This window comes from Lysinibacillus sp. EB271-A1-10B, assembly GCF_058791335.1.
Genome location: NZ_JBYTDL010000001.1, coordinates 56,553 through 72,074, shown reverse-complemented (window position 1 = coordinate 72,074; position 15,522 = coordinate 56,553). Strand labels below are relative to the sequence as shown.

The following is a 15,522-nucleotide window of genomic DNA, read 5'->3' as shown; positions in this document are numbered from 1 at the left end:
AATAGCCTCAATAATTATGCTGGATTGACAGAAGCATTTCGGATCGCCATTGTTATGATAGAGTAGAGTAATACACTAAAAACTAATAAACCACTTAATAGAGCGAAGCTAGATATATTTGATAGTAGGTCAAACAAAGGAGAATACCATTTGAATATGATTGTAACAATCGGAATTAAGACGAGTAACCCTATAAAACTGTAACCGCCCAGAGTTCCCAAGCGATAAAAGACAACATTCAATAAAAGTCCTGCTGTTAGGAACAAGAGCAGTAAAACGGTATCCAATGCCATCATTTGTAAAAATGATGGGGAATTATTAAAAAGTAAAATAGGATGGATAATGAATATGTTAGAGACGTTAGTAAGTATTTTTTGTGTACAACCAATTATGAAGGCACTTACTAGGCTCCAACAGATAAAAAAGAGCCCCACATTGAACATAAATTGCAAGCGACATAAACCAAGCCTTAAAAAATAGGATAACGTTTTATTTAGTAACTTTGCAGCCATGATACTGGAGAAGATATAAACAGGTATAGAAATCATGATGTAAAAATTATAAATATACAGGTTAAAAAAAGCTTCTAAGAATAACGACAATAGGACGATTGAAAATAAAATGCTCCAAAAAATTAAAATTTGCTTTTTATAGCTTTGAAATAATACATACAAGCTTCCCTTTACTGTATTCATTTAATAGTCCTCGCTTTCTGCTGTTTACTTAAATACACTAACATATCCTGTAATGAAACAGGTTCAAGCATAATATTCTGTCCTTCAATGGATTGACCATCAGTGAAGACAATTGCAGTTAGCTCCTGCATAAATGTATGCTTATAAATACTCTTTAGTCCATTAATTGCCTGCTCAACATCAGAAGGATTACCTTTTACTGCTACAATATGCTCATGCCATTCCTCCACGGTTTTCTGAAGCAGTAATTGTCCTTCGTGTAAAATAAGTATTTCCTCAAATAGCTTACTTGCTTCATCAATTAAATGTGTAGACAATATAAAGAGTCTTGGATTGTCGGTTTGTTGTTCAATCAATAAATCATAAAAAGTATTTCGGGCAGCTACATCAAGTCCGATATAAGGTTCATCAAAGATTGTAATCCCTGCGTTACTCGCAAAGCCTGTAATAATGCCTAACGCAGACACCATTCCTTTTGATAAACTGCGAACCTTATCTTTTGGATTTAGAGCAAAAACTTCTAGTAGCTCCATTGCGAGCTCTCCATCCCAGTTTGGATAAAAGAAGCTATTCGCCTTTAACGTTTGTGCAATTGTCATTTCCTCTTGAAAGTTTCCATTCTCTGCAACAAAACAAATATCACGTAAAGTTAAAGGTACATTGAAAACATTTTCTCCATTGACAGATATGTTTCCCTTAGTTGTAGAAATAAGTCCTGATAATAAATTTAAGAATGTTGTTTTACCAGCGCCATTATGACCCAAAAATCCAATGATTTTTAGTCCTTCAATTGTAAAAGAGATATTTTTTAAAGCTTCCTTATGTCTATATGATTTACTAACATTTTTCACTTCGATTTTCATAGGTTAACCCCTCTGTAACATATTTTGTAATTCTTTATCTGAGATACCTAATCTTATTGCTTCTTTCTTTAACGGCTCTATATGTTGCTGAAAAAAATTTTCCTTACGCTCTGCAATTAATAATTCACGAGCATCAGTACTCACAAACATGCCGACGCCACGTTTTTTATAAATTACGCCTTTGTCCACTAATTCGTTCACGCCCTTTCCAGCTGTTGCAGGATTAATTTGATATTCCTTTGCAAATTCATTTGTGGATGGAATGCGATCTTCGGGTTGTAGGTGTCCATCTAAAATTCCATCCTCTATTCGTTCGCGAATTTGTTGGAAAATGGGCTTTTCATTGTTTAAAGAGTGAATCACAATTCCCCTCCTTTTGTTGATTGGTTAATTACTTGTGTAACTAACTATATAACGCAAGGGTAATTTTGTCAATTCCATATTGTGAAAAATTTAGTTGACTGAATGCGTTCATTAAGTTATTATAACTAGCGAATAAGAAAGAGGTTCATAGCGCATACCCTCTATAAAAAACTATGGATGACGTCATCTACGCCATATCCCAAAATGCGGATATGGCGATTTTTTTTTATTTGGTTTCACGCAATGGACTTCTCACAATTTGAGGAGGCATTTTTTATGGCAGGAAGAAATGAAGAGCAAGGTTTACAGGATTTAACACTCCTTGGGAACCAAAATACAAAGTATTTATTTGAATACTCACCGGAAATACTTGAAGCAGTCGACAATTTGCATACGAAAAACGATTTTTTTGTAAAGTTTAATTGCCCGGAATTCACAAGTCTATGTCCAATGACAGGGCAGCCTGACTTTGCGACAATGTATATTTCTTTTATTCCAGATAAAAAACTAGTCGAGAGTAAATCATTAAAGCTATATTTATTTAGTTTCCGTAATCACGGGGACTTCCATGAGGATTGTGTCAACATCATCATGAATGATTTAATTAAGCTGATTGAACCGCGCTATATTGAAGTATGGGGTAAGTTTACGCCGCGTGGTGGCTTGTCCATTGATCCTTGGTGTAACTATGGCCGACCAGGCACAAAATATGAAAAAATGGCGGAGCACCGTTTGATGAACCACGATATGTATCCGGAAAAGGTGGATAACCGCTGATGCTTTACTATTTAAATGGATTGTTTGTTGGCTTTTTAATTTTAGCTAATGTTTTAGCTGTTAAAGTGTTTAGTATAGGTGAATGGATGGTGCTTCCAGCCGCTGCGATTTTAATTATTTTTACGTATCCGCTTATTGATGTAATTTGCGAGGTATATGGTAAGGAAGCGGGTGGTCGCACGGTTAGAACAGGGCTTATTGCTCAAGTGTTTGCGGTATTCTTTATCGCTATAGCCATTGAACTACCACCTGCACAAGCCTTTGTCCATCAGCAGGAGTTTGAGACAATTCTCGGCGGTAGTATGCGTGTCATTATTGCAAGTCTTGTAGCCTATTCGGTCAGTGTTAACTTGGATGTAGTGATATTTAGTAAATTTAAAGAAAAGCATGGAGACGGAAAGCTTTGGCTTCGAAACAATGCTTCTACGATGCTAAGCCAACTCATCGATACGGCATTATTTATTACGATAGCCTTTTTTGGAATAATGCCATTTAAGGTGTTACTGACATTATTTATCACACAGTATATATTTAAATTTTTGGCGTCCATTGTTGCAACACCACTTGTTTATGGGTTAGTTTACGTTGCACGGAAATTTGATAAACTTAAAAGCATCGAGCCATCTCATTACTGAGATGGCTTTTTTAACATTCCGTTCTTTAAATAACCCGATGGAAGAGAGGGACATAATTCTTCTGTCGAAAGTTAATAGTGCTCTCGTAATCGAATATTATTTAATAGCACCTCTTTTATCCAAGTTTATAGCTCCATTTTTGCATATGTGTAACGTTACGGCCGAGCATATACTGTGGATAAGAAAGGGAGGTGAGCAATTATGAGAATTAACTGGAAGATCCGTTTTCAGCATAAACCATTTTTACTTGCACTATTTTCGTTGATTGTATTACTCGCGCAGCAAGTAGCAGCTATTTTTGGCTATGATTTAACGAGTGCAATGAGTGAGCAGGGAATGACCATCTTAAATACCGTATTATCCATCTTCGCTTTATTAGGAGTTGTCGTAGATCCTACAACACGGGGAACCAGTGATAGTCAACGTGCTTTGATGTATAGAAGACCTAGATAAAAAAGGGTGGAAATAAATTAAAAGTGTAATTTTACATTTTGGATAAATGTGTTATAATGATAAAAAATTGATAAAGATAAAGTAGGGAGGACGATTGAATGTCGCTTGAAATGGAGCAGAGGGTTGCCAAGCTCGAGCAGGAAATGATGGATTTGCGGCAGGAATTAGAAGGCTTAAAACGTCAACAACCTGTTGGAAAATCAAGCGCCTTGAGTGCTAGGCAATCCATGGCTGATCAATTTGAACCAAAACCAGCGCAAATCCTAAAGCCAAATTCAAGCTTGGAACCAAAGCCGAAAATAATGACAAATCCAGAAGAAAAGGTGCAACCACAGCGAACATTGGAAGAGCGTATTATGTGGGCACTTCCAAAATTATTTATGGTCATTTTAGTGATGGGGGTACTTTGGGGACTTAAGCTTGTTAGTGATTATGACTATTTAGCGAACGAAGTTAAAATTATCCTTGCCTACGTATTATCTCTTGCCTTAGCAGTAATAGCTTATGTGTTAGAGCGTAAAAAAACAGGATCATCGGCTATAACAATTTCTTTATACGGTGGTGCATTTATTGTTGGGATATTAACAACTGCCGCAAGTGCGATATTGTATGAAATCATAGGTTTAACGATGGCACTTGTTATTGCCGTTGTTTATATCGGCTACGGTATTGTTATTAGCTACTTGAAGAAAAACGAAGTACTCACAATATTTGTAGCCTTTACATCATTATTACTACCATATTTACTAGAATATATGGATTTTAGTCCTGTTATCATCTTAATCTATGTGGTTGTGCTATTTATGATGCTGCAATTTGTCATTCTTCAACACAAGCAGAAGTTGGCATTCTATCTAGCAACCTTTTTCTCTTTGCTAGCTGTCAGCATTATAGCGTTTATGAACCATGACAACCGAGTTGTTTTTGCAATAGGTTTCCTTGTTGTTCTAACTATTTTTTACACTAGTTGGTGCCGATTATATAATGCAGAGTCTAAACTGAAAAATATTCATGTCGGACTCCAATTCAGTCTAGGAACTTTTAGTTTATTACTCCTGAACTTTATTATTAGACCAATTGAATATAGCGAAGCACTATTACTCATAGTAATCAGCTTGTTTGCAGCTGTAGCGGGTTATGGCTATAAGCAAAAATGGCAGGAGGCATTTGATAGTGCCGTAACACTCGCATTTATTACACTATGTAATACGCTGCTAGTTATGAATTTACCAGGGGAAGTAGATCAATTGCTCATCCCGTTCATCACCTTTGCAGGTGTTATGATGAGTTTACGATTACGAGCAAGTATGATGAAGGTTGTCGGCTCATTTTCATTTACAATTACAGTCGCTTTAAACTTTATTATTCATGAGCCGACACCGTTCTTCAGCATAGATCATATTAGCTTAATAATGCCGGGAATATATCTCCTAATTATTTATGTATATGCGAGACGTCCAAAAGAGACACTGACATCCTTCGAAAAGTTTATGAAGGAAATATATGTGATTGATATTTTAGCAGTTATTACGGCTGGTTATTTCTTAGCCTATATCGGAAAGCTGGATGAATTGTACTTTGCAAGTGTTGGTAATATCCCGCATTTAACGTGTTTAATCCTAGCTTTACTTTTCGCGGGATCACTTTTAGTACCAATAAAATACAAGGGGCGTGCATTAACGCCAGTCCTTGGTGGGTTTTTCGTTCTCTTCACCGTAATGCTTGAAATTATTCCATACAATATGCAAGGTATCGAGTGGCTAAATATAGTAACAAGAATCGTGTATATTGCTGTGATCATAGCAATAATGATTGATGTACTGATGAAGGGCCGCATTTACCAAATCTATCAAGAGCAAGCAGAGAAACTTCTAGACCAAGTTGTAAGTGCAGGCGTTGTGCTTACGATGATATCGGTTTGGGGTCTTATCCATCAACTTTCCTATAATAGTTTGCTAGATTGGAAACTAAGCATTGCCTTTTCAACGATCACATTATTCCTGACAGCCAGTATCTCACTATGGCTTAGCACTGTGCGTAACTTACAAACATTACGCCTAACAGGGTTTGTTATTTTAGTGATTGCGTTTATTAAGCTTATATTCTTTGATTTATCCGCTTTAGACTTATTAATACGAGCTGTCCTGTTTATTTTGATAGGTGGGATTGGGTTGTTGTTGTCGGGTAGGTTGTTGAAGAAATAAATAAATAATATTGATCTAAAGCATGGAGTTGCAATAAAACAACATTAAAACCGTTTACCTTTATTTTATGGTAAACGGTTTTTTTATATCTAATCGCTTTTTAAACTTAGCTTGATCTACATATTTTAGCAATTGAAAAATTTAAAAATAAATACAAATTCATACGAAAAAGTGGTGTTGTAAATGCTGTTTATATATGAAATAGTATAATTAGCATAGGTAATATTCAATTAATAGGAAAGTTTATTTACTATAAGTACTATTGTTTTAGTGTTAAAGTCTAATGTACTTTTAACTTCTTTCGGCGGGTGTCCAAACGCCCGCTAAACAGAGGAACTTAGTCTAGGAACGCCAAGTCCTGTGGCATTACCGAAATGACCGACATCGTGTCGGCCCTCGCGCATGTCTAAGCGCAAAGCCGATTCCAGACGTGATTATGCCGAGGCATAATTGATTAACTTACATTACTAAAAAGTTTGATCAGCATAAGGAGGGAGAAAATGAAGCGTCAAAATAGAAAATTATTTAAGAGTCAAGGGGGATTCTCTTTAATTGAGGTTGTTGCTTCCTTAGTTATAATAACTATCATCTTATTATCCTTTTTCGGCTTACTCATTCAATCGAATAAAACCGGAAAAAGCTCTGAACAAATTATTGATGCCACCTATTTAGCGCAAAAGGAAATGGAGAAAATGTATAACTACTTTAAATCTACCACGATCGAAACGTGGGAATCTAATTTTCCGTATCTAGCTGAAAAGGATGAAGTGAATTCAACAGGTAATATCACTCGGTATAAAGTGACACCCTCTAATGCTAAAAACAAGGAAATCATAATAGTGAATGCTGAAGATATCTCGCATGATAATACCGTTAGGGTTACTATCGAAGTTTATGATTCAAGAGGGGCGATATTAAAAGCGAAAATGCAAAATATCTTTAGCTTGTAAGAAAAGAGGTGGTTCATATGTCTAAATTCAAAAATGAGAGAGGCGTGACCTTACTAGAAGTTTTGGCTGTTACTGTAATAGCTACGATTGTATCTATTGTTCTTATGTCTATCTTAATGAACAGTAAGACTACAAGCGATAAACAAATGAAATCGACTATTCAATTATCTGACACAACTTATATTTTGAAAGTTGTTACTAAAGATACGCGTAAATCTACTGAAATTCATAAAAAGGCTTTAGATGAGTATACAGAATATACACTAATAAATAATCAAAATAATAAAAAATATACTTATGTATATTACCAAAAGGATCAGACGATTACGAGAAATGATGAAATGATTGCAGCGAATGTGCTTGATTTTAACATTGAAGATAAACGGAGTCATGTAATTATTGATATTACAACGCCAAATAGTAAGCCTTTTTCATCAACTATATATTTTAGGGGAGGCAGCTAAATGTTTAAGAATCTAAAACAAGAAAATGGTTATTCGTTACTTTTAGTAATTTTTACAATTGCTTTTATCTCAGTTCTTGGAATTACGCTTTTAACACTTACTGCTAATTCATTAAAGATGTCTGCTAATGAGCGAGATGACCAATCTGTTTTTTACATTGCAGAAGGTGGCTTAAACAGTACAAAAAGCAAAGTAGAACAATTAGTTAAAATTACATACGATGAAAATAGAAAAAAATTCAATAAGCTACCTCCTGATAAAAGAAAGCCGGAAAAATTTAAGTCAGATTTTATAGATGCATTTGAAAGTAGCTTAGAAAAAATCTTTGAAAAGAATCAATCAACATATGCTGATACAGTGACTTTTGATGAACAATTTAATGAAAAAACTTTTGCAAATGTAACAGTTATTCAAGAAAGTACTGAACAATTACAATATAAAATAACGTCCGTTGGTAATGTTGGCAAGAAAACGAGAACAGTAGCACAGACAATTACAATCGATTTAGGAAGCGGAACGGGTTCTGGTTTTTCAAATTCCGCTGCTATCCACGCTATAAAAAACATCGAACTTGGAGGAGGTAAACTTAATGGGGATGTTGTTTCTGACAGTGGAAAAATTAGTATTACACAAGAGAGTGCTAAAATTACTGGTAAGATTGGAACAACTCCAGATAAGTTTTCAAAGCCGAGCTGGATGAATGTTACGAATGAGATTATAGGGAATGTTGCATTTCCTAAGGATGTATTACCACCTTTCCCGGATAATGAATTTACTAGTTTAAGCACAAGACCATATACAAATTCAATTCAAGTTTCCATCGATGGAAATCAAACGCAACTCTCGTTGGAAAATCATTCAATTAAGATTGACGGTGGAGGAAACGGACACATAAATGGGTATCAAAACTTTAGTGGTACTCTCCCGCTTACTCAAAATATGTACTTGAAAACGCTTATAGTTTCTTCGGGCAGAACGTTATCTATTGATGTAGGTAATTCAGACAAAAATTTATATATAGATAACTTTAACTTCACGGAAGGGCACTTAAATATTACGGGGAGCGGTAGATTAACTTTGTATATTAAGGATGCTTTTAATTTAAAGGGAAGTTCGAGTATGAATAATACAGGAGACATAGGGCAATTAAGTGTATATTATACAGGCACTTCGTTAATGGATTTTACTGGTGATACAAAAACAAAAGCCTCTATATATGCTAAATCAGCTGATATAAAAATAAATGGTTCTGGTAGCGTACAAGGAAATCTATATGCAGGTGGATCAAATATCAATGTTGAAGGAGGGTCTTATAATCACGACTTATATATTTATGCCCCCGACGCAAAAATCACAATGAGAGGATCAGGAGAAGTTATAGGAGGAATAATGGCTTATACAGTAAATACGAGTGGAGGTTCAACTGTTACTTACAAACCAAAAACGATTGAAGATACAATATCAAATGGTGGTTTAGTATTTGAAGAAAATAATAATTTAACAATTTCTAATAGTATGCTTGAAGTAGAATAAATATCACGGAGCATGAAGAGGTTGTTTAGAATGCGATATTCTGATTTTGATACAATAGAATACTAAGCTTGTCGTCTTAGTAATGACATTATTTTTACAATTATATAGTTAGTTTTAGAGAAGCTTAATGCTGTCTATGACGAGGGGTTCCAATTGATGTGAGAAAGTAATAGAAAAGGGTTATTTAGAATGTCTGGAATGAATTCAGATTTTCTAAATAACCCTTATTTTAATATTGGTTAAACTCTTGGTGAGAATAGAAAGAGGGCGCTATTTGAATTTAAAGTGCAACCTTTCAATTGAACCTGAAATTAATAGTCTTTTTTGCCTAGGGTAGTTGATTCGATATGTATACATCGAAAGTTGTGTGGAGATATATGACTGTGTTTTATAGTCCATAAAACACATTAACAACATTTCAATAGTAATTACAATTTCATGTTTAAAAAAGATAAGTTCACTGAAATTTAACTATTTTTAGGATGAAAGGCTCATTTTTAAATATAGTTTGTGTTGTATTGTAAAAATATGAATAAAAAGTAATTGTTTTATATGAGTAAATAGACATTCTTTTTTTGACTATATTTGTAAAGGTGATGAGGCTATGAAATTATATTTGAAGTTAGGCGCAATGGTAGCTGTTCTAATCATCTTATTAACAGTCTGGGTACCTAATATGATCGTAGATAGTGCACTGGCTAAAGGTGTTGAATCTACAATCGGAGGAATATCGGTTAAGGATTTAGAGGGTGGTGATATTGAAAATGCTTTACAAGAGGCTATTAATATTTGGCGAGACGCTCCTGTTAGCGTAGAAGGGGCCAATATTACGATTTCACTGGATCCAAAATTATTTGTATTTGATGTAGAGAGTTCTATAGCTGAATATCATAGTTTAACAGACAAGTCTTGGTTTGCTTTTTGGAAGCAAGAGCAAGCGGTACATATACCCTTACATGTGGAAGTAGATGATCAAGTGAAGAAGCAGCTTGAGGCTACTAGTGTATGGGAGGTTGATGCGACCTTAAATGCAATTATCACTCAAATTTCCTATTTAAAAAGTCATAAAATTAATGCAACAGTTGCAGATACTCAGTTAATAGAAGCGGAGCGTTTGGCTCTATCGATTGAGAAAATACCTGCAAATGCAATGGGTGTTGATAAACTAACGAATATGCTAAACGATTCTATTATTTTACCTGAAGTGCCATTTTCTTACTTAACAACGATAGAAGAAAAATATGACGAAGCAAATAGTGAAGCAATTAATTTCGTAGCCTCTATGCTTTATCATGCTGCTCTTCAAACTGATTATGAGATTTCAGAGAGACATTCTCAAGAAAAGAGGCCGAATTATTTACAGCAAGGACTGGATGCAAGGGTAAATCGTGCGTTAGATAAAGATTTGCAATTTGTAAACCGTTCTGATCAATCGAATAAGTTAAAACTCACAGTAGAAGGTGATTCTTTAAAAGTGGAATTATTAGCTCAAAAGAAAGAAAAAGAAATCACTGTTCGAGTTAGTAAAGATAAGATCATACAACCACGAGTCATTATTCGCTATTCTAAAGACTTACCAGTAGGCAGCGAAGAGGTTATCCAAAAAGGTCAAGTAGGCGTCCGGGTCGAAGTTTATCGCTCTGTTTTAGAAAATGGTAACACTACGGAGGAACTAGTCAGCCGTGACTACTATCCACCTGTTAATAAAATCATTTTGAAATCTTCAAGACAGCCTGTTGTTCCAGAAAATAGTAATGAAAAAGTAGGAACTTCCGATTCGAGTGATCCTGATCTAAACATGGATTTAGATGGAGATGGATTACCAGATAGACAATCTGAAAATGAAAAATCCGTCAATAATGCTGTAAATAACAATAAAGATACATCTGCAAATACTTCAAAAGATCCGAATGATCCTGAGATTGTATATGGCTACTATGATAAAGGTGGGAATTTTGTACAAACAAGCCCATAAAGAGAGGAGTATATGTGAATGATCGTAAAAACTGGGCGAAAGCGATTAGGTGATTTACTTGTTGAATCTGGAGTTATAACAAATGTGCAATTGGAATTTGCGCTTACAAACAAAACAAAAGATGAGAAATTAGGCGATTTTCTCATAAAAGAAAATATTTTAACTGAGCAACAGTTAATCGAAGTACTAGAGTTTCAGCTAGGAATCCCACACATTCATTTGAATCAATATTCAATAAGCCCAGACTTACTTCAACTTGTTCCGGCTGAACTCGCTAAACGAACAAATATTATTCCAATCCGTCGTGAAAAAAATAAACTTTTCATCGCGATGGCTGACCCGATGGACTATTTTGCAATAGAAGAAGTACGTATGGCGACAGGCTGCCAAATCGAAACAAGTATTGCAGCTAAGGATGACTTATATCGTACCCTAACGAAATATTATGATTTGCAAGAGTCTATGGAGGCTGCATTGCTCGACATTGGTGCGACAGCTGCTGAAACACAGGAGGAAATTGAACGAGAGGATTCTCCGATTGTCCGACTAGTTAATCAAATAATTGCTAATGGAGTTGCCCAACGAGCAAGCGATATCCACTTTGACCCACAGGAGACGGATTTAAGGGTTCGCTATCGAGTAGATGGGGTATTGAGAACCGAGCGCTCGTTACCGAAACATATGCAAAATATAATATTAGCACGTATCAAAATTATGGGGAATTTGAATATCACGGAAAATCGAATTCCTCAAGATGGACGTATTAAAACGAATGTTAATTTCAAGCCAGTAGATATTCGACTTTCGACTCTTCCAACTGTTTATGGAGAAAAAGTTGTGATGCGTATTTTGGACTTAAGCAGTGTTGCCAATTCAATTGACAAGCTTGGCTTTACAGAGCAAAACGAAGTCCTTTTCCGAAACATGATTGACAATCCTAATGGTATTTTGCTAATAACAGGCCCTACAGGATCAGGGAAATCATCTACATTATATGCAGCCTTAAGCAACTTGAATGAAGAAGATGTAAACATCATTACAGTAGAAGATCCAGTGGAATATCAGCTCGATGGTATAAACCAAATTCAAGTGAAAGAAGAAGTAGGTTTAACATTTGCAGCTGGATTGCGTTCAATTTTGCGTCAGGACCCAGATATCGTAATGATAGGTGAAATAAGGGATTTTGAAACAGCACAAATAGCAGTACGTGCCTCGTTAACAGGGCATTTAGTTTTAAGTACTTTACATACAAATAGTGCAGTTGAGTCAATTTCTCGACTACAGGATATGGGGATAGAACCGTTTTTATTATCCTCTTCACTAGTAGGGATTATGGCACAGCGCTTAGTACGACGTATTTGTCGAGATTGCGGAGAAGACTATGCTTTTACGAAGCATGAATTAGAAATCATGCATAAGAACGGCATTGAAGGAGTTACACATGGTAGACGCGGAAGAGGCTGTCCTTCGTGTAATCAAACAGGTTATCGTGGACGGATGGCTATTCATGAAATTTTACCAATCGATCGCAATATTAAAGAAATGATATTAAGTCGAAGTAGCGATAGTGCGATGCGTGATTATATGAAACAAGAAGGCTATTACACATTACTGGTAGATGGGCTGTTAAAAGTAGTAGAAGGACAAACAACCACTTCAGAAGTATTGCGTGTAGCAAATGCAGATTAGGATGTGAATCGTTCATGACAACATGTAGAAATATTGATGAGCTATTAACACGCGCATTTGAAGAAAAAGCGTCTGACCTTCATTTAACAAAGGGAATCCCGCCAGTTTATCGTATCCATGGGCAACTAGAACAATATGGGAGTGAACTACTAACTTCTGAAGAATTACAGACAATGGTGAAAACTATTTTACCTGAGCATAAATTACAAGAGTTTCATGATAAAGGGGAAACCGATTTTAACTATTCATTGCAAGGGAAATGTCGTTTTCGCGTAAATGCCTATCATCAACGCAATGAAGTGACGATAGCTGCCCGTTTGATTGAAGCGAAAATTCCTTCCATTGAATCGTTAAATATGCCACAGATACTGTATCAATTAGCAGAGAAACCACAGGGTCTTATTTTAGTAACAGGTCCAACAGGTTCTGGTAAATCTACAACGCTTGCTGCAATGATTGATCATATTAATGAAACAAAATCAAAGCATATTATCACGCTTGAGGACCCAATTGAATATTTACATACACATAAAAAATCCATTATCAATCAACGTGAAGTAGGGGTTGATACTCAGAGCTTTGCCAATGGTTTGCGTGCTGCTCTTCGTCAAGACCCTGACCTTATTTTAGTAGGTGAGATGCGTGACTACGAAACGATTTCAACAGCTATCACAGCGGCAGAAACGGGCCATTTAGTGATGGCGACATTACATACAAGTAGTGCTCCGACTACGATTGATCGTATTATAGATGTTTTCCCACCACATCAGCAGGGACAAATTCGTGTGCAACTAGCCAATGTTTTAGTAGGCATTATTTCACAGCGTTTATTCGTACGTAAGGATGCCAAGGGGCGAATTGCTGCTACTGAAATATTAGTACAAGCACCATCTATTTCAAATTTAATTCGAAATGAGAAAGTTCACCAAATTCCTACTGTTATGCAGACGAGTAAAGCGTTAGGTATGCATACTTTGGAATCGTCTATGCAGCAGCTAATCGCTATGGGGAGAATTTCATTGGAAGACGCAAGGCCATATATGAATGCGGGGGATTATAATTGACCGTTTTTCGATATAGTGGACGCACAAAAACTGGTGCACACAAAAAAGGAATTATTGACGCGACTAACAAAAAGGTAGCACTTGAAAAATTACGAACACAAGGCATTAATGCCCGTGAGCTGGAAGAGTCTAAAAGCATTTTACACAAAGACTTAAACATTGGCGGAAAAGTAAAACACCAGGATTTCGTTATTTATTGTCGTCAATATGCAACACTAATCCGTGCTGGCGTTTCAATTGTAGAGGCAACACATATTTTAAGTACGCAAACGAAAAGTAAAGCATTAAAAAAAGCTTTACAACAAGTGGAAGAAGATATACGTGGGGGTACAGCGTTTTCAGATGCAGCAGCCAAGCATCCAAAGGCTTTTCCAGTCATGTTTATTAATATGATGCGCTCAGGTGAGGCAACAGGGAATATCGATGAGACGCTAGAGCGCTTAGCAGGGACACTTGAAAAGCAATTCAAAATTAAGAAGAAAGTACAATCGGCATTGACATATCCGGCTATTTTATCTGTGCTTACAATCGCTGTAGGTATGTTTCTAATGATATTTATCGTTCCGACATTTATGGCTACTTTTGAAGAAATGGACATGGAAATGCCAATATTAACGGTTGTTGTTGTCAGTATTTCAGATTGGTTAATAGCATACTGGTATATTGCAATTGGGATTCTCATATTATCGATTCTTCTATTTCGATTTTTCTATAAAAATAATAAGCAATTTCATTACAATGTGAACTATGCATTATTGCGATTACCTGTATTTGGCATTTTGATGCAAAAAAATGTAATCTCTCGCATGACTAGAACTTTATCATCTCTGTTCAGTAGTTCAGTACCCATTCTACATGCACTGACAATTGTTGAGAAAGTTGTAGGGAATCCAGTTGTAGGGAAGGTTGTAATGGAGGCGAGAGATAACCTAGAAAAAGGCGGTACATTATCTGAGCCACTAGAAAAAAGTTGGCTATTCCCTCCTTTAGTAACCCAAATGACTTCTATCGGGGAAAAAACAGGTTCGCTGGATTATATGCTCGAAAAGATAGCGGATTTTTACGAGGAAGAGGTAGATCGCTCCGTTGATACACTAAAATCGCTCATTGAACCATTGATGATACTCGTTTTAGCAGCGGTTGTCGGTGTAATTGTCGCGGCAATTTTCCTACCAATGTTCGCATTATACGAAAATATGTAAGCGTACTAACTATAAAGGGGGTGGTATAGAAAAGGCTGTAGTAGTAGTTGTTGTAGGGGTACATATTTTTGGACTAATCATAACAATTTATAAGGAGGAACATTGATGTTTAAAAAAATCATGAACAAAAAACTATTGAAAAATCAAAAAGGTTTAACGTTAATTGAGCTATTGGCAGTAATCGTTATTCTAGCGATTATTGCAGTGATTGCAATTCCTGCTATCGGGAATATTATTAATAATTCTAAAGACAAAGCAATCCTTTCAGATGCGGCAGGTTTACTATCAGGTGCAAAAATTGCTATTGCTGATGGATCTTGTGGTGCTGCAGATGATAATAATGTAATTACTTGTAATAAGGATGTACTTGAAGAGGTGTATGAGGGTGAATTATATACAGGTGACCAAGTAACGTATAATACTAAAAATAAAGCTTATGAAATCAAATTCAATGCTTTAGTAAACATTAAAAATAAAGATAAATTTAAATTTGGTGCTTTCGCACCGCCAGCAACTACTATAAGTGGAAAGGATTTAGTTGGAGCTATGAATAAATAATTAATTTTTCACAGAACATCCAATGTAAATTGGATGTTCAATTGAATGATTAATTTATATAGATTAATAAAATAGATATCAGAAAAAGGAGGCATCT

Annotated in this window: 15 protein-coding genes; 12 read left to right on the top strand and 3 right to left on the bottom strand. The window is 35.7% G+C overall.

Annotated elements, in window-relative coordinates:
* Window positions 1–14 precede the first annotated feature (14 nt).
* From AC3WSK_RS00395 to AC3WSK_RS00385, 3 genes are read right to left on the bottom strand one after another with little or no spacing between them, the layout of a single operon-like run.
* Window positions 15–695, bottom strand: a complete 681-nt coding sequence (locus tag AC3WSK_RS00395; RefSeq protein WP_079560596.1) for a hypothetical protein — start codon at window positions 693–695, stop codon at window positions 15–17.
* A complete protein-coding gene (locus AC3WSK_RS00390) occupies window positions 692–1,558 on the bottom strand; it encodes an ABC transporter ATP-binding protein (RefSeq protein ID WP_492411391.1) in 867 nt (288 codons plus the stop codon). Before AC3WSK_RS00390 ends, AC3WSK_RS00395 begins: the two co-directional genes overlap by 4 nt.
* 3 nt (window positions 1,559–1,561) lie before the next feature.
* Window positions 1,562–1,921, bottom strand: coding sequence for a GntR family transcriptional regulator (locus AC3WSK_RS00385; RefSeq protein WP_079560601.1), 360 nt, complete (start codon window positions 1,919–1,921; stop codon window positions 1,562–1,564).
* A 276-nt stretch (window positions 1,922–2,197) separates the two neighbouring features.
* Here AC3WSK_RS00385 and queF point away from each other — a divergent pair, with 276 nt between their 5' ends.
* The 12 genes from queF (at window position 2,198) to AC3WSK_RS00325 (ending at window position 15,425) form a co-directional block, all read left to right on the top strand.
* Window positions 2,198–2,698 (top strand): preQ(1) synthase, encoded by a 501-nt coding sequence (queF, locus tag AC3WSK_RS00380; protein ID WP_049668571.1) that lies wholly within the window; start codon window positions 2,198–2,200, stop codon window positions 2,696–2,698.
* Window positions 2,698–3,333, top strand: a complete 636-nt coding sequence (locus tag AC3WSK_RS00375) for a queuosine precursor transporter (protein WP_079560603.1) — start codon at window positions 2,698–2,700, stop codon at window positions 3,331–3,333. The genes queF and AC3WSK_RS00375 overlap by 1 nt, the downstream gene beginning before the upstream one ends.
* Window positions 3,334–3,534: 201 nt before the next feature.
* Window positions 3,535–3,786 carry a phage holin gene (locus AC3WSK_RS00370; protein ID WP_427482680.1) on the top strand — a complete coding sequence of 84 codons (252 nt, stop codon included), beginning with the start codon at window positions 3,535–3,537 and terminating at the stop codon, window positions 3,784–3,786.
* A 98-nt stretch (window positions 3,787–3,884) separates the two neighbouring features.
* The gene (locus AC3WSK_RS00365; RefSeq protein ID WP_492411388.1) at window positions 3,885–5,990 is read left to right on the top strand and encodes a DUF2339 domain-containing protein; all 2,106 of its coding nucleotides are present in this window, start codon (window positions 3,885–3,887) and stop codon (window positions 5,988–5,990) included.
* A 500-nt stretch (window positions 5,991–6,490) separates the two neighbouring features.
* Window positions 6,491–6,940, top strand: coding sequence for a type IV pilus modification PilV family protein (locus AC3WSK_RS00360; protein ID WP_079560610.1), 450 nt, complete (start codon window positions 6,491–6,493; stop codon window positions 6,938–6,940).
* A gap of 17 nt (window positions 6,941–6,957) precedes the next feature.
* Window positions 6,958–7,404, top strand: a complete 447-nt coding sequence (locus AC3WSK_RS00355) for a type II secretion system protein (protein WP_079560612.1) — start codon at window positions 6,958–6,960, stop codon at window positions 7,402–7,404.
* Window positions 7,405–8,937, top strand: coding sequence for a pilus assembly PilX N-terminal domain-containing protein (locus AC3WSK_RS00350; RefSeq protein WP_492411386.1), 1,533 nt, complete (start codon window positions 7,405–7,407; stop codon window positions 8,935–8,937).
* A gap of 604 nt (window positions 8,938–9,541) precedes the next feature.
* A complete protein-coding gene (locus tag AC3WSK_RS00345) occupies window positions 9,542–10,912 on the top strand; it encodes a G5 domain-containing protein (RefSeq protein ID WP_427482686.1) in 1,371 nt (456 codons plus the stop codon).
* Between the two features lie 18 nt (window positions 10,913–10,930).
* Window positions 10,931–12,601, top strand: coding sequence for a GspE/PulE family protein (locus tag AC3WSK_RS00340; protein WP_492411383.1), 1,671 nt, complete (start codon window positions 10,931–10,933; stop codon window positions 12,599–12,601).
* Between the two features lie 14 nt (window positions 12,602–12,615).
* A complete protein-coding gene (locus AC3WSK_RS00335; protein ID WP_427482690.1) occupies window positions 12,616–13,665 on the top strand; it encodes a type IV pilus twitching motility protein PilT in 1,050 nt (349 codons plus the stop codon).
* Window positions 13,662–14,867 (top strand): type II secretion system F family protein, encoded by a 1,206-nt coding sequence (locus AC3WSK_RS00330; protein WP_492411381.1) that lies wholly within the window; start codon window positions 13,662–13,664, stop codon window positions 14,865–14,867. The genes AC3WSK_RS00335 and AC3WSK_RS00330 overlap by 4 nt, the downstream gene beginning before the upstream one ends.
* A gap of 105 nt (window positions 14,868–14,972) precedes the next feature.
* Complete coding sequence (locus AC3WSK_RS00325; RefSeq protein WP_492411379.1) at window positions 14,973–15,425, top strand: prepilin-type N-terminal cleavage/methylation domain-containing protein; 453 nt, start codon at window positions 14,973–14,975, stop codon at window positions 15,423–15,425.
* Window positions 15,426–15,522 lie beyond the last annotated feature (97 nt).

Coding starts and splice junctions, on each gene's coding strand:
- AC3WSK_RS00375 (WP_079560603.1), top strand. CDS start 2,698: ATGCTTTACTATTTAAATGGATTGTTTGTTGGCTTTTTAATTTTAGCT.
- AC3WSK_RS00395 (WP_079560596.1), bottom strand. CDS start 695: ATGAATACAGTAAAGGGAAGCTTGTATGTATTATTTCAAAGCTATAAA.
- AC3WSK_RS00340 (WP_492411383.1), top strand. CDS start 10,931: ATGATCGTAAAAACTGGGCGAAAGCGATTAGGTGATTTACTTGTTGAA.
- AC3WSK_RS00325 (WP_492411379.1), top strand. CDS start 14,973: ATGTTTAAAAAAATCATGAACAAAAAACTATTGAAAAATCAAAAAGGT.
- AC3WSK_RS00355 (WP_079560612.1), top strand. CDS start 6,958: ATGTCTAAATTCAAAAATGAGAGAGGCGTGACCTTACTAGAAGTTTTG.
- AC3WSK_RS00360 (WP_079560610.1), top strand. CDS start 6,491: ATGAAGCGTCAAAATAGAAAATTATTTAAGAGTCAAGGGGGATTCTCT.
- AC3WSK_RS00350 (WP_492411386.1), top strand. CDS start 7,405: ATGTTTAAGAATCTAAAACAAGAAAATGGTTATTCGTTACTTTTAGTA.
- AC3WSK_RS00335 (WP_427482690.1), top strand. CDS start 12,616: ATGACAACATGTAGAAATATTGATGAGCTATTAACACGCGCATTTGAA.
- AC3WSK_RS00390 (WP_492411391.1), bottom strand. CDS start 1,558: ATGAAAATCGAAGTGAAAAATGTTAGTAAATCATATAGACATAAGGAA.
- AC3WSK_RS00365 (WP_492411388.1), top strand. CDS start 3,885: ATGTCGCTTGAAATGGAGCAGAGGGTTGCCAAGCTCGAGCAGGAAATG.
- AC3WSK_RS00370 (WP_427482680.1), top strand. CDS start 3,535: ATGAGAATTAACTGGAAGATCCGTTTTCAGCATAAACCATTTTTACTT.
- AC3WSK_RS00345 (WP_427482686.1), top strand. CDS start 9,542: ATGAAATTATATTTGAAGTTAGGCGCAATGGTAGCTGTTCTAATCATC.
- queF (WP_049668571.1), top strand. CDS start 2,198: ATGGCAGGAAGAAATGAAGAGCAAGGTTTACAGGATTTAACACTCCTT.